At 65.5% G+C, this 19,708-nt stretch carries 19 protein-coding genes, 2 tRNA genes and 1 pseudogene; 18 read left to right on the top strand and 4 right to left on the bottom strand.

Annotated features, from left to right (window positions below):
- Nucleotides 1-191: transposase (locus AB5S17_RS15270; RefSeq protein WP_369240859.1), on the top strand; the 191-nt coding region annotated here is incomplete at its 5' end.
- Nucleotides 192-216: 25 nt separating this feature from the next.
- Here AB5S17_RS15270 and AB5S17_RS15275 read toward each other — a convergent pair.
- Nucleotides 217-416: pseudogene (locus tag AB5S17_RS15275) on the bottom strand (transposase); the annotation flags it as partial.
- A gap of 249 nt (nucleotides 417-665) precedes the next feature.
- Between AB5S17_RS15275 and AB5S17_RS15280 the strand changes: the two are divergent.
- The 10 genes from AB5S17_RS15280 (at nucleotide 666) to AB5S17_RS15325 (ending at nucleotide 8,530) form a co-directional block, all read left to right on the top strand.
- Nucleotides 666-1,592, top strand: coding sequence for a hypothetical protein (locus AB5S17_RS15280; protein ID WP_369240861.1), 927 nt, complete (start codon nucleotides 666-668; stop codon nucleotides 1,590-1,592).
- Between the two features lie 111 nt (nucleotides 1,593-1,703).
- Nucleotides 1,704-2,420: a hypothetical protein gene (locus AB5S17_RS15285; protein WP_369240863.1), complete on the top strand. Its 717-nt coding sequence runs from the start codon at nucleotides 1,704-1,706 to the stop codon at nucleotides 2,418-2,420.
- A 153-nt stretch (nucleotides 2,421-2,573) separates the two neighbouring features.
- Entirely contained in the window at nucleotides 2,574-3,233 is a 660-nt protein-coding gene (locus AB5S17_RS15290) for a hypothetical protein (RefSeq protein ID WP_369240865.1), read from the top strand.
- A gap of 225 nt (nucleotides 3,234-3,458) precedes the next feature.
- Entirely contained in the window at nucleotides 3,459-3,653 is a 195-nt protein-coding gene (locus AB5S17_RS15295; protein ID WP_369240867.1) for a hypothetical protein, read from the top strand.
- Nucleotides 3,654-4,066: 413 nt separating this feature from the next.
- Nucleotides 4,067-4,339 carry a hypothetical protein gene (locus AB5S17_RS15300; RefSeq protein WP_369240869.1) on the top strand — a complete coding sequence of 91 codons (273 nt, stop codon included), beginning with the start codon at nucleotides 4,067-4,069 and terminating at the stop codon, nucleotides 4,337-4,339.
- On the top strand, nucleotides 4,336-4,695 hold the full coding sequence (locus AB5S17_RS15305) for a hypothetical protein (protein ID WP_369240871.1): 360 nt from the start codon (nucleotides 4,336-4,338) through the stop codon (nucleotides 4,693-4,695). The genes AB5S17_RS15300 and AB5S17_RS15305 overlap by 4 nt, the downstream gene beginning before the upstream one ends.
- A 267-nt stretch (nucleotides 4,696-4,962) precedes the next feature.
- Complete coding sequence (locus AB5S17_RS15310) at nucleotides 4,963-5,301, top strand: hypothetical protein (RefSeq protein WP_369240873.1); 339 nt, start codon at nucleotides 4,963-4,965, stop codon at nucleotides 5,299-5,301.
- A 67-nt stretch (nucleotides 5,302-5,368) separates the two neighbouring features.
- Nucleotides 5,369-6,142 carry a hypothetical protein gene (locus AB5S17_RS15315; RefSeq protein ID WP_369240875.1) on the top strand — a complete coding sequence of 258 codons (774 nt, stop codon included), beginning with the start codon at nucleotides 5,369-5,371 and terminating at the stop codon, nucleotides 6,140-6,142.
- Nucleotides 6,135-7,223 carry a pentapeptide repeat-containing protein gene (locus AB5S17_RS15320; protein WP_369240877.1) on the top strand — a complete coding sequence of 363 codons (1,089 nt, stop codon included), beginning with the start codon at nucleotides 6,135-6,137 and terminating at the stop codon, nucleotides 7,221-7,223. Before AB5S17_RS15315 ends, AB5S17_RS15320 begins: the two co-directional genes overlap by 8 nt.
- Before the next feature lie 152 nt (nucleotides 7,224-7,375).
- The gene (locus tag AB5S17_RS15325) at nucleotides 7,376-8,530 is read left to right on the top strand and encodes an integrase (protein WP_369240879.1); all 1,155 of its coding nucleotides are present in this window, start codon (nucleotides 7,376-7,378) and stop codon (nucleotides 8,528-8,530) included.
- A gap of 74 nt (nucleotides 8,531-8,604) precedes the next feature.
- On the opposite strand, the gene AB5S17_RS15330 is transcribed toward AB5S17_RS15325, so the two are convergent.
- From AB5S17_RS15330 to AB5S17_RS15340, 3 genes are all read right to left on the bottom strand, one after another.
- Nucleotides 8,605-8,679, bottom strand: a tRNA-Val gene (locus AB5S17_RS15330).
- Nucleotides 8,680-8,842: 163 nt separating this feature from the next.
- Nucleotides 8,843-9,589 (bottom strand): HAD-IA family hydrolase, encoded by a 747-nt coding sequence (locus AB5S17_RS15335; protein ID WP_369240881.1) that lies wholly within the window; start codon nucleotides 9,587-9,589, stop codon nucleotides 8,843-8,845.
- Nucleotides 9,590-9,648: 59 nt separating this feature from the next.
- A tRNA-Cys gene (locus AB5S17_RS15340) sits at nucleotides 9,649-9,722 on the bottom strand.
- 211 nt (nucleotides 9,723-9,933) lie between these two features.
- On the opposite strand from AB5S17_RS15340, the gene AB5S17_RS15345 reads away from it, so the two are divergent.
- From AB5S17_RS15345 to AB5S17_RS15375, 7 genes are all read left to right on the top strand, one after another.
- A complete protein-coding gene (locus AB5S17_RS15345) occupies nucleotides 9,934-10,587 on the top strand; it encodes a protein-L-isoaspartate O-methyltransferase (RefSeq protein WP_369240883.1) in 654 nt (217 codons plus the stop codon).
- Between the two features lie 171 nt (nucleotides 10,588-10,758).
- Nucleotides 10,759-12,198 carry a TolC family outer membrane protein gene (locus AB5S17_RS15350; protein WP_369240885.1) on the top strand — a complete coding sequence of 480 codons (1,440 nt, stop codon included), beginning with the start codon at nucleotides 10,759-10,761 and terminating at the stop codon, nucleotides 12,196-12,198.
- A gap of 182 nt (nucleotides 12,199-12,380) precedes the next feature.
- Nucleotides 12,381-13,463: a DUF2497 domain-containing protein gene (locus tag AB5S17_RS15355; RefSeq protein ID WP_369240887.1), complete on the top strand. Its 1,083-nt coding sequence runs from the start codon at nucleotides 12,381-12,383 to the stop codon at nucleotides 13,461-13,463.
- 182 nt (nucleotides 13,464-13,645) lie between these two features.
- Nucleotides 13,646-16,567, top strand: coding sequence for a valine--tRNA ligase (locus tag AB5S17_RS15360; protein ID WP_369241316.1), 2,922 nt, complete (start codon nucleotides 13,646-13,648; stop codon nucleotides 16,565-16,567).
- Nucleotides 16,568-16,975: 408 nt separating this feature from the next.
- Nucleotides 16,976-18,262: a long-chain fatty acid transporter gene (locus AB5S17_RS15365; RefSeq protein ID WP_369240889.1), complete on the top strand. Its 1,287-nt coding sequence runs from the start codon at nucleotides 16,976-16,978 to the stop codon at nucleotides 18,260-18,262.
- A 273-nt stretch (nucleotides 18,263-18,535) separates the two neighbouring features.
- Nucleotides 18,536-18,802 carry a hypothetical protein gene (locus AB5S17_RS15370; protein ID WP_369240891.1) on the top strand — a complete coding sequence of 89 codons (267 nt, stop codon included), beginning with the start codon at nucleotides 18,536-18,538 and terminating at the stop codon, nucleotides 18,800-18,802.
- A complete protein-coding gene (locus AB5S17_RS15375) occupies nucleotides 18,789-19,703 on the top strand; it encodes a tetratricopeptide repeat protein (protein ID WP_369240893.1) in 915 nt (304 codons plus the stop codon). Before AB5S17_RS15370 ends, AB5S17_RS15375 begins: the two co-directional genes overlap by 14 nt.
- Nucleotides 19,704-19,708 lie beyond the last annotated feature (5 nt).

Below are 19,708 nucleotides of genomic sequence, written 5' to 3' on the forward strand. Positions count from 1 at the left end.
ACTACCTGCCGCCCTACAGTCCCGACTTCAACCCGATCGAGATGGCCTTCTCCAAGCTCAAGTCGCTCCTGCGTGCGAGAGCCGAACGGTCTGTCGACGCGCTCTGGGATGCCCTCGGCGCGGTCCTCCCGCTCTTCGAGCCCGAAGAGTGCGCCAACTACTTCGCGGCTGCAGGATATGAACCGGATTAAGCCGGACCTGCTCTAGTGCGCGGACTCATCGTGCATTGATCCGGATGTGGACGGCGGCGAGCTTGAGCACTGCCAGGAAGTTTTCGGCGTGCCGATCGTAGCGGGTCGCAAGGCCTCGATCTGTTTGATGTGATTGAAGAAGCGTTCGACTCGGTTGCGCCGGCGGTAGGCCTAGCGGCTGAAGGCGAAGGTGTCGCTGCGGATCGAGCGCGGCGGAATGTTCGCCCGCTCGCGGTGCTGCCTCGCTGGATAAGACATTAAAGCGATGGAGAGCCAAAATTTACCATATCGGGTGATCTCAAACAGTGCCTCTTTTGTGCAAGACACGAACAATGCATATGTAAGGGGGCACGATGAAGCCGAACAAGAGGCGCTAGTCCCATCGTTCCGTTCCTGGCGACCGACAATTGTCCAGGGCCGGTGAAACAACAGCACCCGGGCCGCGTAGAGACGGCCTGTCAGGAGGTTAGAAAGATGTCGTTGAAAAAATTCCCCCTTATCGTTTCCGCCGAGGCTTTGGCTTGCGCGGATACGAAGCGCCCAGCCGTTTTCGACAAGCAGATGCTCGAGAAGGCCTTGGACGGCCTGAACCTGAGGCCGGTGGACCTGCTGCGCCTGGCGCGTTGGGCGGAGGAGCGACTTTCCCACGAGTTCGACCTGTCGCCGAGCGCATCGGTCAACGCAGAAGTTCACGTGATGTCCCGGGTGGTCTGGAGGGGGCCCGACTTGCCATGCCATGTCGTCATCCGCCGCGTCGCCGGAGGCTGGCACCTGCGTCATGTGGCCCGGGCGCCGGATCACGTCGAACCGCAGCCGGAGACCAAGATCCTGCTCCTTACCGATCGGCAGCAAGCGCTGTCGCTAGCGGCAACAGGCCTGAATCAGGTGATTCCCGATACCCACGCGCCGGCCGAGTTGAACGTTCCGATCCCGAAGGGCGAGGATCCGGACGGGATCGAGGCGTTGCAGGATCCCCTGGGGCGTCGCGGGAAATACAAGGTTGTCGCCAGGGACCTTATCTTCCTTTCCCGCAGGCTGGAGCGTCGGCTTGAGAGGCAGGGCGTCCACGAGCGTTACCGCGTCGGAGTCACCCTCAGGTACGCTCCTGGCGGCCCCTCTAGCAAATCATACGGCTTCTCCGTCGCCTCGAACGAGATTGAAATTCGGCGGGCCGCGAGGGGATGGGTCCTGGCGAAAGTTCAAGATCGTCGCGCCTTCCCGGGCCAGTCGGACAAGCTGTCGATCCAAGTTCCGACGTCGGCTCTCGACGCTCTGACGCGGAGTCGTTTCCGGGGAACCGGGACTGTGGGGCAGGAGGTAAATCTTATTCGCAAGGTCAAGGCGACGCGGATCTCGAAAGCAGACCAGAACGCCCTCGATCTGATCGGGTTTCCCGGCTGAGAGTCGCAAGTCTATGAAAAGGCTGCTCACGAGCAGCCTTTGCTTGTTCTGATCGGGACATGTACTATAGGCGCGCTGAGACCTGCGACGACCACAGCGAATGATGGCGGGGTGACGACCTCCGTCACGATTTGGCAGTCCGCGCCTGAACTGCCCATTTGCGCCGATCTCTTGTTCCTCACCGTGTCAAATACCAAAGCGTTAACCAACATCCCGTATGTCGTTTTCGTGAAGCTTGTGTGCAAGACACATACAATGCAAAAAGGAGGAGCCATGAGGAAGCCGAACAGGGAGCGACTGTCGGTCACCGTGACACTCAAGAAGGAAGTCCTAGACATGTTGAATGTGTACTGCGAAAAGCACGGGAGCCGTTCTGTTGGCCTAGAACGTAAGATCATCCGGCATGAGTTCATGATTTCGATGGCGGATCTTTCCAAGATATCGAAATCGGATTTCCGACTTCTCTGTCAGGCGGCAACAATCCACGGGCTCGACAGCGATCATGATCCGGCCCGCAATTTGAAATATGTCGTGTACTTTGATATGCAGCAGAACCGCGACGTCAAGGAAGATATTCTGTCGAAGCCCCTCGGATACTTCGAAGACGATAGCGATGAAACCCGCTCAGAGTACATCGAAAGGCTTGACGAGGAGTTCGCCGCTCTCGAGCATCTGTCCGCTGTGCTTCGCGACCTCGGCACCGTTGAGCTGTACGCACTGCTTGAGGCAGTCGAAGAGGTGCTTGCAGCAAAAGAGCGCGACCCGGAGGAGGTCTGCGCGGCCGTTTACGCGTCCAAGGTCAACGTTTCCAAGCCGCTCGCGTCTTAAGGCTGGAGATCGCCAGAGCGCTACGAAGCAATGTCCGGAAAGTAACCTGGTCAGGAGCGGCTCAGACAGACGTGGTGTCGCCGTTATACTAGAGCGAAGTGGGAAGTTACCATTATGAAAGTGTCAAAATCATATCACCCGACGGTTCCGGAGATGCCCGTATACCGCGTCGACCATGCTCGGATCCCCGGTACGGACGGTGGGGAGTGGTTTTTCGACTACAAGCTCGGTCCTGGTCAGCTCTTTGTCACTGTCCGCCTTCCCGAAGGCCGACGGCTGAGCCGAAGCGATTTCGTGCACGACGAGGGGGGCTGGCACGATGTGTTGCTTAGCAACTCGGTCCCGGATGGCGACGAGGGTAGAACCTTGTCAACCCTGATCGGAACATACGACGAGGGTACCGGTCGCTATCACGGCGGCCTCTCCCTGTTAGAGATCGCTTCGCAAGTCCGGCGCTGGGCAGGAAATGTCATCGAAGAACGCGTAAGCGCCGAGATTCCGCGGTGGGAACGTCGGAACCCCCCGATGGTCGGCGTGATCACAGAGCAGTGGAACAAAGAGATTTCGTTGCACGCGGAGGCTCGGATGACTGCGCCTCCCATCATTGACGACAGCATAGTTGAAGTCGTCAACACCTACGCGATCGACGACGACCACGTGATTGAAATCGCTATAGATCTGGCGGCAGCCCTTGAGCGCCGTCTCGACGACCGGGGCTACGGCGAGATCTCGCGCATCCTCATCATTGATCGCACAGAAGGCCGGCGCGAGACCTTGATCGACTACTTGTATCAAGCGTCGGTCGCGGAGTGACGACCGAAAGCGTCCGCCGCCTCGTCGCCGCTGCCTACCCGGCCGCTTTCGCGTGGCCCGCTCACGCCGTCAGGCGGGGCATCACGAGCGCTTACGTCAACGACGTCCTGCATGGCCGCCGGGAGTCAGGCGGCCTCATCCTCGCTGCGCTTTGGCTCCGGCGAGTCGTCTCATATCACCCCGTCGCGGCAGCCTGATCGGCGGCGACAACACAAGGAGAGAAGCATGACGATCGAAATCATTTCCGGACCCGAGGAGCTTTTCCGGGGCAGCTGCACGCGCTGCGGGACGACATTCCGCTGCACGTGGGCAGATCGATTCAACGACGAGGGCGGCGACGATTACCTCAATGTCGACTGCCCGGTCTGCAAGGCCGAGACCTACGCGGTCCGCATCGACGAGGCCGCCGAGGCCGCCTGATCGGGCGGCTTGCGGCTTTCCAACACCAGACGACAATCACGCATGACCGGCGCGGGCGGAGAAGGCCCAGTGAGAGCGCCGGTCGAGGAGAAGAGTCCTTATGATCACCACCAACCACGACCCGACCCGATCTACGACGACCGCGGCAAGCGCGATCTCGTCGGCGAGACGATGAGGCGCATGGCGCCTTTCGAAGGCGTCCCCCGTCGCTCCGAAGCTCGACCTCCTCCCGTTTGGTTTGGCCGCCGCCGGCGCGTCCTTCGCCCTCATGAACGCCCTCAGCGCACAGCTCGTATCTGTCGGCCCCTCTCCGGCACGACGGAGCCGATCGCCACGGCGGCGGAGCGTAAGCGGGAGAAGGCGCGGGCGGCGAAGAAGCGGCAGCGGCAGGCGCGGCGGGCGGGGAGGGCGGCATGACAGGCACCGTCGACCTTGCCGCCGTCGCGATCGTCGCAGCCTTGTCGCTCGCTCTCCGACAGAAGCGCGGCGGCCGCATGTCCAAGGCTGAACTCGACGCCGTCTTCATGGGCGCCGGCATGTGGCCCTTCATACTCTCCGTGGTCGTCCTTGGAGCAGCCGGCCTCGCCGCACTACACCCTGTCTGCTGCGTCGCCTGCATCATCGTCGGTACCCGGCCGGCGTCGCCTTTGCAGGCGCTGGCAGCGGTGAAAGGGGTGCTGGCATGACCATCCCCTCCGAGTTCGGCTCCTCCTATAACGCCATCGCCGATGAGCTTCGCCAGCGGGGCGTCCAGTTCCCCCTCGGCGGCTTCTCGCCTGGACTTTACTCAGTCGTCTGCCGGTCATGCGCCCGCCGGTTCGAAGGCGACAAGCGGGCGATGCAGTGCCTGCCGTGCGCGCTGGCGAAGGCAGTGGCCGCCGATCGTAATGTCGAGGCGGCTCGGCGGGACGGCGAAGTCCAGGGTTACCGGAAGGCGGTCTCTGATCTCATCGAAGGCGAGCGTCGTCGGTATGACACCGGCGACGAGATCGTCATCGAGACCGTGATCGGCGTCGGCGGAATGAAGACGGGGAGGGCGTGATGCTGTCGGCAAAAGACGTCTACGAACTGCGGCTGTCGCCAGACGACCGGGATTCCGCCCGCGACCGCGAAGCGTGCAGCCGCCCCGTCGTCGTCGATCCGCTCACTTGGTCGCAGCGCGGCAAGGGCCTACCCCGACTACGGCACCGTCCTCGCCGGCGTCGGCCGTCGCTTCCGGCCGTTCTACCTGCCCAGCCGCGACCTTCGCACCTGGCAGGCGATCTGTTCCGGGAAAAACGGCGTTGAGGCGAAGCGGAACAGGGAATTCTTGGAGCCGGATCGCGCCGCCGGGCGGACGTGGGACGGCCGAGATCTCAAGGTCTATGACGTCGTTGAGTGGGGATGGTGCGAGTACCGTCGGCGGCGCACTGACAGCGAGCATCACTGGGGCGTCGTCGTCGAGATCAGCGACGAACGGCTGGTCTTGTGGGAGCACAAGACGCTCGCCCAGGCGGTCAAGGCGTCCTGGGCGGGAAAGGTCGCGGCGGTCCGGAACGAGCACGCGCTGCCGGTGAGGCGGCGACTGTGGGAGGAGAAGCAGGCGCTTGGGCCGCCGCCGGAGCCGATCGAGGATGATGACCTGGAGGTGCTGGGGCTGTTGGGGTGAGCCTGTTGGATCGATCGTGAGTTGCGTGATATCCCTTCGGACGTAGCGCGACACTGCGGTCGATCCGATGAAGTTGAAGAAGCCAGAGAACTCGAACCCTGTCGCCGACCTGTCGGATATGCAATCGAGCGTAGGCCACAGGGAAGATGACAAGGTCGACTTCAAGGTCGAACTCACGTTCGGATCCTCCGAAATCCCGCTAGATGGCCGCATCTTCGAGGTCGCCGTTCGAAAAGCAGTCCTTCGGCTTCAATATGAAGGAGTCGACATCGATCCCGGTAGCCGATACGGCCAGAGGAAGCTCGAGAACGAGATTTCGACCAGCGTTACAACTACCGACAAGAGCACAGGACAGATCAGCGCAAGCGCTGCCGCGAAAGCGAAAGCCTCTGGATCTGCGACCACGATGCCTGCCGCGGATCTTTCAGCCGAGGCCGGCGCTAGCGCTTCCTATAGTAGAGAGCGGTCCCAGTCGCGGGTGACGGATCACGTGACTAAGACGCATCGCGTTACCGCTCTGGGCGGAGATCGTTGGCAACTGCAGGAGCCGGCGGATAAGGCGGTCCTCGATGGCACCTACATTCACTCCGACCCACTCTGCACATTCACGGCGATCTCTGGCGCGAATCGGCATGGCATTTCCGCGATCGTCTCGGTGCGGCAGCGCGATCTGAACATCGTTCCTAACCCCGACCGCATGGCGCTGATCGGGCGAACGAAAACCCGGGACAAACTGATCGCGATCCTTCTGGCAAAGGCCATCCACCGGCACCTGGAAGCGGAGGAGACTTACCAGGGTCTGGTAGATGTGTCGGTCTCTCGTTGCGAGACCGATGACTAGGGGACTCCTGGAATTCGATCTTCCGGCAGCGGTCATCAAGGACCTGGAAGCGAAGATAAGGACGAAGAAGACCAGTTTCGGCGAGTTGGTCGCGGTGTTCGATTTGGACCCGAAGCGCGACTTCCGGCACGCCGATCTCCGGCAGATCGACTTCTCGAACACGGACATTCGTGGCTTCGACTTCCATGGGGCGGATCTCCGGGGCGCGATGGGTTCGAACGTCCGCTGGGACGATACGACCCTCCTCGACGGAGCGGAGGTTTCCGGGTCGCTCTTCGCCCATCGCATCCGGCAGCAAGAGCTTCTCAATGCGAACGACGCCGTGAAGGCGATGTTCAACCGTCTGAGATCTGAGCATTGGTCTAGAAGTATAGACTGGGTAGCGCATAATCTGAAGCCATCATCCAAGACGCGGGATCAGGCGGTCACGGTAGCAGCCGCACTCTTCGCAGATGCGGACGATCAGTTTCTGAAAAGCAGCCTGCTGTTCTTTATCTCAAGAGGCTTTGATCGCCGGGGAGATTATCGCGATTTCCTGATCGATACGTTCAATCATTCGTACGAAGACAAGAAGATGCGCCGGGCGGTCATTTCCGCGATGCGGGACTTTTTCTCGGCATCCCCGGCAGTTTTCGAGATCTTGAAGTCGGAAATCGCCCGAACGTCCGGCGAGGATCAGCGCCAAGTCCTCGTCGCGGTCGGACGGTCTCCGCTGGCGGGACGAGATCGGGATGAGGTCATGTATCTCGTCCGGAGACACGCCGAGCCGTCAAATCGTCGAGCATACGTCGGAGCTGTCGCAGGACGCATTGGAAGCGAGTACGCTTTCGTCATGCGAGATCCATGGTCTCGCATCCCGTACGATATCGAGGAAACCGTTCTGGAACTGGACGTCCGGCGTCTCGCCTCAGAATGGCTCCGCCACAGCAGCACCTTCTCCACCGAAGACCTCGCCTGGGCGAACTCGCTCTCAGGGGAGCGCCACGTCTTCGACCGCATCCTCAGCATCTACGATGAGATGAGAACCCAAGGCTTCACGGTCACCGTTGAGCCGCTGGAGAACCTAAGCTGGATCACGTAGGCTCATCTTTCGACCCAGGCTGTGTCGAAAGGCTGGGTCGAAACAGCATCTTCTTGGGTCGAAACCCGGCACGTTAACCCTGCCAGCCGATTTCACTGAGCATCGCGCTGGCGCGGCTTGCCGCCGAGTCGGGGATCCGCATGATCCTCGTCATGCCACGACATCGAAAGCCTGCCCGCCTTTGGCTTGAGCCCGAACGCCGCTCCCGCGACGGCCGCGTCACAGAAGCGGCTGTCTGGAAGATCAAGGACGGCAAGATCCGCATCTCGACGGGCTGCCACGCCGACAACCATGCCGGTGCCGAGGCAGCACTGCAGGCGTATCTAGCGAAGCGCCACGCCGACGCCGAGCCCGTCAGAGACAAGGCAGCGGCTGACACTGCGATCGCGGACGTCGTCCGGCACTATGTCGAGAATCGCAGCGACCGGATCTCCGACCCAGACCTCCTTCTCTACCGCGCCGGCCGCCTGACGGAATTCTGGGGCGATCGCAGCCTCGCGGACATCGATGGCCGGACATGCCGGGAATACGCGAAGTGGCGCGGGTCAGAGCCTTCCGCTCGGCGCGAACTTGAGGACCTCCGCGCCGCGATCCGGCTCTACGCTGCGGACGGCCTCTGTCGCGAGAACGTCGTCGTGACGACGCCGGGGAAGCCGCAAAGCCGAACAGACTTCCTCACTCGCGACCAAGCGGCCGCCCTTATCTGGTACCTCTGGAAGACTCGCGAGAAGCAGCATGGGCGGGAGACGAAGCGCTTCCCACTCCGCCACATCGTCGGCTTCGTCCTCGTCGGCATCTATACGGGCACTCGCAGCCGCAGGATCTGGACCGCGTCCTTCGAACGGGAGGAGGGGCTTCCCTGGCTCGACCTCGACGGCGGCGTCTTCTATCGGGCCGCTCAGGGCGAATCAGTGTCGCCGACGAAAAGGGCAGGGTCCGTGCGCATTCCGCCGCGACTTCTCGCCTTCCTCCGCATGTGGCGGCGAGGCCCGCTCGTCGAAGGCGTCCGCCGGCCGCGGCGGTACCTCGTCGAGTATCGGGGGAAGCCGTCTGATCCGAAGAAGGCGCTCGCCCGGGCGATGGACGAGGTCTACGGGGAGGGGCACCCCTATGTCCGGCACACCCTGCGCCACACCTGCGCAACGTGGCTGATGTGGAGCGGCGAGGATATCGGCGACATCGCGAGCTACCTGTCGATGACACGGGACGTGCTCCTGAAGGTCTACGGCCACGAACATCCCGACGCGGATCGCGACGTCGGCCTGGCGTTCAACCGGCGCGCCGGCCGGCGGAAGAAGGCGTCGTGAGGCGTTTCGGTCGGGATATCGGTCGGGGGACAGACCGGCCGTTTCGCAAGAACGGCCTAAGTATCTGAAAGGTTTGGTGGGCGCGACAGGGATCGAACCTGTGACCCCTTCGGTGTGAACGAAGTGCTCTCCCGCTGAGCTACGCGCCCGACCGTGGTGGCGGATCCGCCACCCACGAGGTGCCGCGATATAGGGCAGTCCTGCAGGATTCGTCAACCGGGTCGATCGCCGCATTCGAGCACCGTCCGGCGCGGCCTCGCGCGCCTCGCGCCGTGCGGCCGCGGAAGGTCGCCGCCGCTCCCGTCGCGGCGGTCAGGGTTTGCTGGCCGCCGCTTCGATGAGTCGCGTCGCGCATGCGGCATCGAGCGCGGCGTAGTCCTCGATGACCAGCGTCGCCCTGGCGCGCGCTGCCGCGTCCGGGGCATAGCCGAAGTCGACGAGAACCGAGGGGATGCCGGCCGCGGCCGCGGCATCGATGTCCGTGGCCGTGTCGCCGACCATCAGCGCGGCCGTGGCAGCGCCGCCGGCCCGCGCCAGGGTCTCGGTGAGATGCGAAGGGTCCGGTTTCTTCCGGGCGACGGTGTCGGCGCCGCAGATTGCTGCGAACCGATCCTTCAGCCGCAGTTCCGCGAGCAGGAGATCGGCGAGGCGCTCCGACTTGTTGGTGCAGACGGCGAGGGTGAAGCGGCCGGCGGCCAGCCGGTCCAGCGCGGCGACGGCGCCGGGGAAGGGCCGCGACTGCTGCGCGATGTTCTCGGCATAATGCGCGAGGAAGCAGGCGACCTGATCCTCCATCTCGGCATCGGTGAGCGGCAGGCCGAGCCGGCGATAGGCTTCGCGCAGCATGACGCGCGAGCCGTGGCCGGCATGCGGGCGCACCAGAGCGAGGTCGGTCGGCGGAAGGTTCCTGCGCTGCAGGCATTGATTGAGGCTGGCCGCGAGGTCCGGCGCGGTATCCACGAGGGTGCCGTCGAGATCGAAGACGACGACCGGCCTCGATGCCCCGGTGTCCGCCGAATCGTCCGTGGCTGCGCGCTCTGGCGGAGCTGTTCCCGGCAAGAAGGACTCCTTGCGGCACCGGCGCGTCCGGAAACCCATTCAGCGCTTTCAGGGAGAGATGGAGGCCTCGGCCGGAATCGAACCGGCGTGCAAGGATTTGCAGTCCTCTGCGTAACCACTCCGCCACGAGGCCCCGTCGCCGCTGTACGTACTGAGATCGCGGCGGTTTCGCAAGGGGGGCGGATCGGCTCGCGGCCGGCGCGTGACAATGCGATGAACCCGCGGCGCCGGAACGGGTCCTCAGCGCGAGACGCCGCCAGCTTGCGCCGTGCGGGCGGCCCGATTAAGGAACTCACACCCCGAAAAGGGGCCCCTTCGACGCGATGACAGACAGGGATTCGGCAATGGATTTCGAAGCCGCTCGGATCAAGATGGTCGACAACCAGGTCCGCACCACGGATGTGACCAGCCACGCGATCCTGCGGGCCTTCCTGCAGGTGCCGCGGGAAGAGTTCGTGCCGGCATCCTGGAAGCCGCTCGCCTACATCGACGAGGACGTGCCGCTCGGCGACGGGCGCTTCCTGATGGAGGCCTCGCCCTTCGCCAAGCTGCTGCAGCTCGTGTCGATCGGGCCGGACGATGTCGTCCTCGATGTCGGCTGCGGCACCGGCTATTCCGCCGCGATCCTCTCGCACCTTGCCGGATCGGTCGTCGCGCTCGAGGAGAACGCGACCCTCGCCGCCAGCGCCAGCGAAACACTCGCGCGACTCGACTTCGTCACCTGCGCAGTGGTCGAAGGACCGCTGAACGAGGGTTATCCCTCCGAGGCGCCCTACGACGTGATCGTGTTCGAGGGGGCGGTCGAGACGCTGCCGGACACCTTCTTCGACCAGCTGCGCAACGGCGGCAGGATGGTGGTGGTCGAAGGCGTCGGCCTCGCCGCCGAAGCCAAGCTCTACATCAAGGACGACGAGGGCGTCGTCTCGCAGCGTTTCGGATTCAATTGCGCCATCAAGCCGTTGCCGGGATTCAAGAAGGCCGCCGCGTTCGTCTTCTGAGCCGGCTTCCTAACCGGAGGGGGCGTTGCAGATTTGCCCCGGTTGCCCGGAAATCGCGCCGAAGCTGCCTTCAAACTTGAACTTTGTTCATCCGACCTGATCAAGGATGGCGGTAAAGAAAGCCTCCAGTCCTCGCTCGGGCCGCTTTTGCCCGCCCGCGGACACGGAGAGATGTCGGCTGGAGTCACTGCGTTGCTGAAAACCTTTTCGATCGCCACACTGCTCGCTGCGAGCACCCTGCTCTCGAGCGCGACGCTCGCCCGGGCGGAAACGCTCGCCGACGCCCTGGCAAAGGCCTACCAGAACAGCCAGAACCTGAACGCCACCCGCGCGCAGCTGCGGGCGACCGACGAGAACGTCACGCAGGCGCGCGCCGGGCTGCGCCCGACGGTCAACGCCACCGGCACCGCCAGCGCCGCCCGCAGTTATACCAACTATGGAGGCGGCATTGCCGACGCGCGGAGCGCGACGAACTCGATCGGCGTCGGTATCCAGATCAACCAAACCATCTTCGACGGGTTTCAGACGACCAATAACGTCGAGGCCGCCAAGGCGCAGGTGCGCGCCGCCCAGCACAACCTTGCCAATACCGAGGAGAACACGCTGCTGAACGCCGCGACGGCCTATATGGACGTCCTGCGCGACCGGCAGATCGCGTCGCTCCGCCGGCAGAACCTCGGCTTCCTGAACGAGCAGGTGCGCGCGGCGCGGGCGCGCTTCGAAGTGGGCGAGGGCACGCGCACGGACGTCGCTCAGGCGCAGTCGCAGCAGGCTCTTGCGACCGCCCTTCTCAACAGTGCGCTGGCCCAGGTCGCCTCCAGCGAAGCGACCTATTTCCAGGTGATCGGCGACGCGCCGACCAATCTGCGGCCCGGCACCGTGCCGATGAAGGCGCTTCCCGGCTCGATCGCCAGCGCCTATGCGATCGCGCAGCGCGAGCATCCGGCGATCCTCGCGAATCTCGCGGCGGTCGACGCGGCCGCCTTCCAGGTGAAGTCTGCAGAAGGAGCGCTCCTGCCGTCGCTCAGCCTGACCGGGCAGGTGCAGGACGCCTATTCGAGCGATACCGCGCATGGCGGTGCCTCCCTGCCGGGCGTGACCCGCACCACCACCGGCAACCAGATCTCGGCGACCGTCGGCGCGCAGCTGACGATTCCGATCTACCAGGGCGGCCGCACGAGTTCGCTGGTCCGCCAGTACAAGGAGACGCTCGGCCAGCGCCGGATCGAGGTCGACAGCGCCCGCGACCAGGTCCGCGCCGCGGTGGCGACGCAATGGGCCAACCTGCAGGCCGCCCGCGCCAACATCACCGGCTATCAGGCGCAGGTTCAGGCAGCCCGGCTGGCGCTGAACGGCGTCATCGAGGAGCGCAATGTCGGCCAGCGCACGACGCTCGACGTCCTGAACGCCCAGGCCGACGTGATCTCGGCGCAGATCCTGCTGGTCGGCTCGCAGCGCGACGAGGTCGTGGCGGCCTATTCGCTGCTGTCGGCGATCGGCCGGCTGTCCGCGGGGCGCCTGCATCTCGCCGGCAAGGTCTACAATCCGGACGACCACTACATCGAGGTCCAGGACAAGTGGTACGGCCTGCGCACGCCGGACGGCCGCTGACCGAGCGTCCTGTCGACGCGGGACCCCGAATCGGGCGGCTTGTCGTGGCGCCGCCTGAAAGAAATTGGTGAAAATTCCGTTTCGCCGCCGTCCGGGATTCCCGCGCCGCAACTTCCGACTTAGGCTTCGCGCATGATTCGAGCGGTAGGGCCTTCCTGTCGCGTAATTTGCGGGAGCGCCGAATGAGCAATGCCCTGCCGGTCCGGGAACAGTCCATGGACGAGATCCTGGCCTCGATCAGACGGATCATCGAGAGCGGTGACGACAGGCTCGGCAAGGCCGGTGCGGCTGCTTCGGGCGGCGCGTCGGTCGGTGCCGGGCATGCGTCCGCAACCGTGCGGGCCATGCCCCAGCAGGCGGAGCAAGCGGCCGGCAAGGCTGCCGAGGCCGCTCCCGGCCTCGTCTCACCGGCGACATCGCCCGAGGCGGAATCGATTCGGCCTGCGCCGCAGGCGGACGGACGTGCAGCGATGACCGGTCTTGCTGCCCCGGCGGCCCAGCCGCAGGCGCGGCCGCGTGCGGCATGGCCTCCGGCGGCGTTGGCCGAGCAGGGAGAAACGCGGGCGCAGGTGACGGGCGAAGACGGCATGGCCGCGATGGCCGCGGGTGAGACGGACCTGTCGGTGGCGCGCCTGCGGGCCGTTTCGCTCGCCGCAGCCTCTCAGGTGAAGCCGGCCGAGCCGGAACAGATGCCGGAGCCACAGGGAGAATCGCCGCGCGAGACGGTGGCGCGGGTCTCTGCGAACACGCCGCATGCGATCCGGCGCAGCGCCGAGCCGGCGGCCGAGTTGCCGGAATGGCCGTCCGCGGTCGCCGCGAACGATCGGCCGGCCGGTAGCGGCGCCGACGCCTTTCTGGCGGAGTTCGACGAGCAGGAATTTGCGACGGAGCTGCTCGGCAAGGCCGGGCTGATCGATGCTCCGGACGTCGAGCCGGAGGCTGAGGTCGAGCCGGAGGAGACCGGGGAGGACTTTGACGCCGAGGCGGTTCAGGACCTGTCGGACGAGGCGCTCCTCGACGCGGCCGACGAGCCGGTACGGGTCGCTCATGCCCTGATCTCGCAGGAGGCCGGGGCGCGGGTCGCTGCCTCCTTCTCCAGCCTCGCCGCGACGATCCGCGAGGAGCATCTGCGCGATGTCGATGGCATCGTGCGGGAAATGCTGCGGCCGATGCTGCAGGAATGGCTCGACGACAACCTGCCGCGCATGGTCGAGCGGCTGGTGCGCGAAGAGATCGAGCGGGTCGCCCGCGGCGGCGCGCGCTGATCGCAAGCGCCTGCCGCGCGGGCTTGCCCCGCGGACTGCGTCGCTCGGGCTGCATCGGCCGGGGCCGGCTCGCCCGCCTCGGCTGCCGCCGTGACGGAGGCGACGGCGCGGCACTTCGTTGACAGCGCCGAAACGGAGGCGCTAACCGGATGGCGACGCAAGCAATCGCCTTCTGGACAATCATGATCGACAAGACCTACGACGCCGCCGCCATCGAGCCGCGCATCGCCGCCCGCTGGGATCAGGCAAACGCCTTTGCCGCCGGCGCCGGGGCCAAGGACGGCGCCGAACCGTTCTCGATCGTCATTCCGCCGCCCAATGTCACCGGCTCGCTCCATATGGGGCATGCGCTGAACGACACGCTGCAGGACATCCTCGTGCGCTTCGAGCGCATGCGCGGCAAGAACGTGCTGTGGCAGCCGGGGCTGGATCACGCCGGCATCGCGACGCAGATGGTCGTCGAGCGGCAGATGGCGGCGTCCGGCGAGAACGTCACGCGACGCCAACTCGGCCGCGAGGGCTTCATCGAGCGCGTCTGGAAGTGGAAGGCCGAATCCGGCGGCGCGATCTCCGGTCAGCTGAGGCGGCTCGGCGCCTCCTGCGACTGGTCGCGCGAGCGCTTCACCATGGACGAGGGCCTGTCCAGGGCGGTCCTCCACGTCTTCGTCGAACTCTACCGCAAGGGCCTGATCTACAAGGACAAGCGGCTGGTCAACTGGGACCCGAAGTTCGAGACCGCGATCTCCGACCTGGAAGTCGAGAATCGCGAGACCGCCGGCCATATGTGGCACTTCAAGTATCCGCTGGCGGGCGGCGAGACCTACGAATATGTCGAGAAGGATGCTGACGGGAACGAGATCCTGCGCGAGACCCGCGACTACATCTCGATCGCGACGACCCGTCCGGAGACCATGCTCGGCGACGGCGCGGTGGCGGTGCATCCGGACGACGAGCGCTACCGGCCGATCGTCGGCAAGCTCTGCGAGATCCCGGTCGGGCCGAAGGAGCACCGCCGGCTGATCCCGATCATCACCGACGAATATCCGGACATGGATTTCGGCTCGGGCGCGGTGAAGATCACCGGCGCGCACGACTTCAACGACTACCAGGTCGCCAAGCGCGGCGGCATTCCGATGTACCGGCTGATGGACACGCGCGGCGCGATGCGCTCCGATGGCGCGCCCTATGCCGAGGCGGCCGCGCGGGCGGCGGAGATCGTTCAGTCCGGCTCCCTGCCGGCGCCGGCGGTGGTCGATGCGATCAACCTTGTGCCCGACGAGTATCGCGGCCTTGACCGCTTCGAGGCGCGCGAGAAGGTGGTCGCCGAGATCGACGCCGAAGGCCTGATGATCAAGGTCGAGGACAAGCCGATCATGCAGCCCTTCGGCGACCGCTCCGGCGTCGTCATCGAGCCGATGCTGACCGACCAGTGGTTCGCCGACGCCAAGACGCTGGCCGAGCCGGCGATCGCTGCGGTGCGCGACGGGCGCACCAGGTTCGTGCCGGAGAACTGGTCGAAGACCTATTTCCAGTGGATGGAGAACATCGAGCCCTGGTGCATCTCGCGCCAGCTCTGGTGGGGCCACCGCATTCCGGCTTGGTACGGGCCGAAGCGGAGCTCCGGGACGGGCACCGGGATCGGCGGCGGCGCGCCCGCTGCGGATCAGCCGCTGGAGACGGAGACCTTCGTCGCGCGTTCGGAGGCCGATGCGCTTGCCGCTGCCGCGGACTACTACGGCGCGGAGGTCGGGATCGCCGAGGATGCGCGGGACGCGGCGGGCCGCCAGGACGGCGTCGTCCGCATCTGGCGCGACGAGGACGTGCTCGACACCTGGTTCTCCTCGGCGCTCTGGCCGTTCTCGACGCTCGGCTGGCCGGACGAGACGCCGGAGCTGAAGACCTACTACCCGACCTCCGTCCTCGTCACCGGCTTCGACATCATCTTCTTCTGGGTCGCCAGGATGATGATGATGGGCCTGGAATTCATGGACGCGGCGCCGTTCGCGACCGTCTACGTCCATGCGCTCGTCCGCGACAAGAACGGCGCCAAGATGTCGAAGTCGAAGGGCAATGTCGTCGACCCGCTCGACCTCATCGACGAGTATGGCGCGGACGCCCTGCGCTTCACGCTGGCGATCATGGCGGCGCAGGGGCGCGACGTGAAGCTCGACCCGCAGCGAATCGCCGGCTACCGCAACTTCGGCACCAAGCTGTGGAACGCCACGCGCTTCGCCGAGATGAACGGCGCCGTCCATGGCGTCGCCGTCGATCCCGCCGCGCTGACCCAGCCGCTGAACCGCTGGATCGTCACCGAACTCGGCCGTGCCATCGCCGAGACGAACGCGGCGCTTCAGACCTATCGCTTCAACGATGCGGCAGCGACGCTCTACCGCTTCGTCTGGAACCTCTTCTGCGACTGGTATGTCGAGCTGGCCAAGCCGACGCTGATGGGCGAGGATCAGGCCGCGGCGGACGAGGTGCGGCGGGTGATGGGCTTCGTGCTCGACCGGATCTACGCGCTGCTGCATCCCTTCATGCCCTTCGTGACCGAAGAGCTCTGGGCGACGACCGTGGAGAGCCGGCCGGGCCTCCTGTGCCATGCCGAGTGGCCGGCGCTCGACTTTGCCGATGCCGACGCCGCCGACGACATCAACTGGCTGATCGACCTCGTCAGCGCGGTCCGCTCGGTGCGCGCCGAGATGAACGTGCCGGCGGGGGCCACGGCCTCGCTCCTGGCGATCCAGGCGGACCCGCAGACGCTGGCGCGAATCGAGCGGCATGCGGCGGCGCTGCAGCGGCTTGCACGCCTCGGCGGTGTCGAATCGGCGGACAGCCCGCCGGCCCAGTCGGCCCAGATCGTCGTCGCCGGCGTCACCTTCGCGCTGCCCCTCAAGGGGATGATCGACATCGCTGCGGAGCGGGCGCGACTGACCAAGGCGCATCAGAAGGCGCTCGGCGAGATCGCGCGAATCGACAAGAAGCTCGCCAACGAGAAGTTCGTCGCCAACGCGCCTGAAGAGGTCGTCAACGAGGAGCGGGCCAAGCGGGAAGCCTATCGGCTGGAGGGCGAAAAGCTCGCTGCGGCGCTCGAAAGCCTGAGCTGAACGCGAGTCGCCTGCCGGCCGGCTCCGCCACAGGCAAGGCGGCCGGCGGCGACGCCGCTGCTCCTGCAGCGCCTCTCGGAGGCGCTCCGGGTCTCGCTACGACGGGGCGCAACCGCCTTATTTGTCGCAGAATTGTTACACAGCCGCAGCGATTCGCATCGCAAAGATGCGGGCGCTCGCGCGGCTGTTTTTGCCGCCGCCGGCGGACCTCTCGCTAAGGCATTGAATCCGCTGACGCCGTCTCTGCCTTGCGGCATGCCGACGTCGTTCTGACCGGCGGATGCCCGGTTTCCCCAAGCCCCGAGCAGGCTTGCGAATGCATGTTTTTCGCGAGAACTCTGATTTACGCTTACGTCAATGGCCGCCCCAGGGGGGAATGGCGGCCGGGGCAAGCGTTGGGGGGAATTGATGAGAAGCATTACCAAGATCGCGATTGCAGCGGCACTCGCTCCGCTGGTCCTGCCGTCGGTCGCGTCGGCCGGCGGTTTCCAGCGAGGCATGCCCGACACCGACATCCTGTTCGAGCCCGGCACAGTGAACATGAAGGCCGGCATGACCTACGTCGATCCGCAGCGCGGATTTACGTCGATCGCCGGCCAAAGCGGCAACTTCTCGAACTATACCGGGGACTACGCCATCCCCAACTTCGCCATCTCGCTCGGCAACGACGTCGCTGGGTGCGCGGGCACGGCAACCCAGTCGTTTGGGGCGGAGGCGGATTATTCCGGTTCGCCGGGCGGAGCCCTGCCGATGCAGGTGAGTTCGACGCAGAGCGGCTCGACCGCCGACCGGTTGAATTTCGCAACGGCCGGTTCGGTTGCACGGACGCAGAAGCTGTCCTTCGATTCGGAAGAGATCGGCCTGACCTGCCGCCTCAGCTACGCCGCCTCCTCGGGACGCTACAGCCTCCTCGGCGGGGTGTTCATGGAGGACTTCCAGTTCAAGGGGACCAGCCTCGGCACGAGCTATGCTGCTCCGGGTGTTCCATTCCCGGTCGCCTCGACCCGCATCGATGTCGACAGTCGTGGCGGTTACAAAGCCGGCTTCAGGATCGGCGCCGCCTACGAGATCCCGGAATACGCGCTGCGAGTCCAGGCCATGTATCGCTCGCAGGTCCATCATGATGACGTGACGGGCGACGGCTCAGTCACCTTCCTCAGCTCGATCATTCCGGGACTGCCCGCAGGAACGGTCGTGCCGGTGGACTCCAAGCTGAGCGAGGCGACCAGCCCGCAGTACGTGGACATCAAGGCACAGACCGGCATCGCGCCGGGCTGGCTGCTGCTCGGCGCGTTTCGGTGGACCGACTGGTCGACCAACGACGTCAGCATCAGCTCGATCTCGAACACGACCTACGGCATCAAGTCCTCGTCCTATGCCCCCTATCACTGGCGGGACGGCTACACGGGCATTGTGGGTCTGGGCCATGCCTTCACCGACAAGGTCTCCGGCGCGGTGAGCCTCGGCTACGACCGCGGCGTCTCGACGGGCTCCGAGACCACCTACACCGACCTCTACACGCTCGCCGGCGGCGTCTCGTTCAAGAACAACAAGTGGAGCGAGCTGCGGTTCGGCGGCCTCGTCGGCTACTGGACGGCGGGCGAGCAGAAGATCTCCGACGGCGCCTATTTCGACGGCAAGGTCGGCGGCGACTTCGTCTGGGCGCTGAACGCCTCGCTCAAGCTGACCTTCTGATCCGACCGTCGGGCGGCTCCGCCGCATCGCAGCTTCGGACAGACCCTCTGCGCGCTCGGCCGGACCGGCCGGGCGCGGTTGCGTTTCGCCCTTATGTTCCGCAGCCGCAACGCGATTTTCGCCCTGTAGATTTCCGGCAACACTATTGCAAGCTTGCATCGTCTACTGTCGTCGACAGGCCGAAGCGCCCCCTTGCCGCCACAAAACGACGTCACCTCGGAAGCAGATGCAAAGAGCCGGCGACAGAATCGGCGAGCGGGACGAGGAACGATCATGATCGCGCACGCGATGCACTGTCAGCGCCTGCCGATCCGTCTGGCGACGGCGGGATCGGCGCATGCCGCTGCCGGGTCCGGCCCGATTGATGCCGGAAACGGCGAGACCGAAATGGAATGGGAATCGGCCACCTTACGGTCGAAGGGGAAAGCTCCCCGGGCGGGGAGCTTCCGGATCTACACGCAGCAGGCCGGCACCGCTTGTATTGGCGCGGTGAGGGGTCCGGGCGGCGTCGCGGAAAAGCACTGCCATGCGGATTTCTAGCCTGCTCCTGACTGTTTCGCTCGCTGCGGGTCTGCTCGCATCGACCACCGGCGTGACCTCGGCCCTCGATCCGGCCGCCAAGGTCGATCCTGACGCGACGCCGCTCCAGCTGTTCTCCTTCGGCTACAAGGCCTATCAGCGCGGCGAGAAGCTGGAGGCCTTCGAGGCGCTGCGCTACGCCGCCGACAAGGGGCATGCCGGCGCGCGCTGGAAGCTCGGCCAGATGTACGCCCAGGGCGACGGCGTGCCGGAGAACGACTACGAGGCGTTCAAGATCTTCGAGCAGATCGTGCGCGACCAGGACGACGACTCGAACGGCTATGCCAACGCCGCCTATGTCGCCAGCGCCATCGTTGCGCTCGCCAACTATCTCAGGACCGGCATCCCGAACAGCCCGGTGGCGGTCGATCTGCCCCGCGCGCGGCAGTTCTACTTCCACGCCGCCTCCTATTTCGGCGACGCCGACGCGCAGTTCCAGCTCGGCCGCATGCTGATCAACGGGGAGGGCGGTCGCGCCAATCCGCGCCAGGCGGCGCGCTGGCTGAAGCTCGCGGCCGGGAAGGGCCATGTCGGCGCCGAGGCGCTGCTCGGCTCGCTGCTGTTCGACGGGCAGAAGATCGCCATGAGGCCGGAGCCGGTGCGGGGCCTCGCGCTGTTGACCATGGCGCTGAAGCAGGCCGGCCCGAAGGACCAGGAGTGGATCCGTCCGCTGCAGGAGGCGGCATTCTCGGTGGCATCGGAGAAGGACCGGCGGCTGGCCCAGCTCTCCGCCGAGCAGCAGCTGGCGGCGGCGGTGCCCGCCGCCGGCGCGACGGCGACGGCTGCTGCGACCGCGACGGTGACTGCCACTGCCACTGCCACTGCCACTGCCACTGCCACGGCGACCGCGAGCAACCAGTAGCCCAG

Origin of the sequence: Jiella sp. M17.18 (assembly GCF_041027365.1) — a bacterium.
GTDB lineage: Bacteria > Pseudomonadota > Alphaproteobacteria > Rhizobiales > Rhizobiaceae > VKMB-3413.

Bases quoted from the DNA above. Each gene is read 5' to 3' on its own strand.
- AB5S17_RS15305 (WP_369240871.1), top strand. From the start codon at position 4,336: ATGACCATCCCCTCCGAGTTCGGCTCCTCCTATAACGCCATCGCCGAT.
- AB5S17_RS15280 (WP_369240861.1), top strand. From the start codon at position 666: ATGTCGTTGAAAAAATTCCCCCTTATCGTTTCCGCCGAGGCTTTGGCT.
- AB5S17_RS15295 (WP_369240867.1), top strand. From the start codon at position 3,459: ATGACGATCGAAATCATTTCCGGACCCGAGGAGCTTTTCCGGGGCAGC.
- AB5S17_RS15360 (WP_369241316.1), top strand. From the start codon at position 13,646: ATGATCGACAAGACCTACGACGCCGCCGCCATCGAGCCGCGCATCGCC.
- AB5S17_RS15320 (WP_369240877.1), top strand. From the start codon at position 6,135: ATGACTAGGGGACTCCTGGAATTCGATCTTCCGGCAGCGGTCATCAAG.
- AB5S17_RS15300 (WP_369240869.1), top strand. From the start codon at position 4,067: ATGACAGGCACCGTCGACCTTGCCGCCGTCGCGATCGTCGCAGCCTTG.
- AB5S17_RS15325 (WP_369240879.1), top strand. From the start codon at position 7,376: ATGCCACGACATCGAAAGCCTGCCCGCCTTTGGCTTGAGCCCGAACGC.
- AB5S17_RS15350 (WP_369240885.1), top strand. From the start codon at position 10,759: ATGTCGGCTGGAGTCACTGCGTTGCTGAAAACCTTTTCGATCGCCACA.
- AB5S17_RS15370 (WP_369240891.1), top strand. From the start codon at position 18,536: ATGATCGCGCACGCGATGCACTGTCAGCGCCTGCCGATCCGTCTGGCG.
- AB5S17_RS15365 (WP_369240889.1), top strand. From the start codon at position 16,976: ATGAGAAGCATTACCAAGATCGCGATTGCAGCGGCACTCGCTCCGCTG.
- AB5S17_RS15375 (WP_369240893.1), top strand. From the start codon at position 18,789: ATGCGGATTTCTAGCCTGCTCCTGACTGTTTCGCTCGCTGCGGGTCTG.
- AB5S17_RS15290 (WP_369240865.1), top strand. From the start codon at position 2,574: ATGCCCGTATACCGCGTCGACCATGCTCGGATCCCCGGTACGGACGGT.
- AB5S17_RS15315 (WP_369240875.1), top strand. From the start codon at position 5,369: ATGAAGTTGAAGAAGCCAGAGAACTCGAACCCTGTCGCCGACCTGTCG.
- AB5S17_RS15355 (WP_369240887.1), top strand. From the start codon at position 12,381: ATGAGCAATGCCCTGCCGGTCCGGGAACAGTCCATGGACGAGATCCTG.
- AB5S17_RS15345 (WP_369240883.1), top strand. From the start codon at position 9,934: ATGGATTTCGAAGCCGCTCGGATCAAGATGGTCGACAACCAGGTCCGC.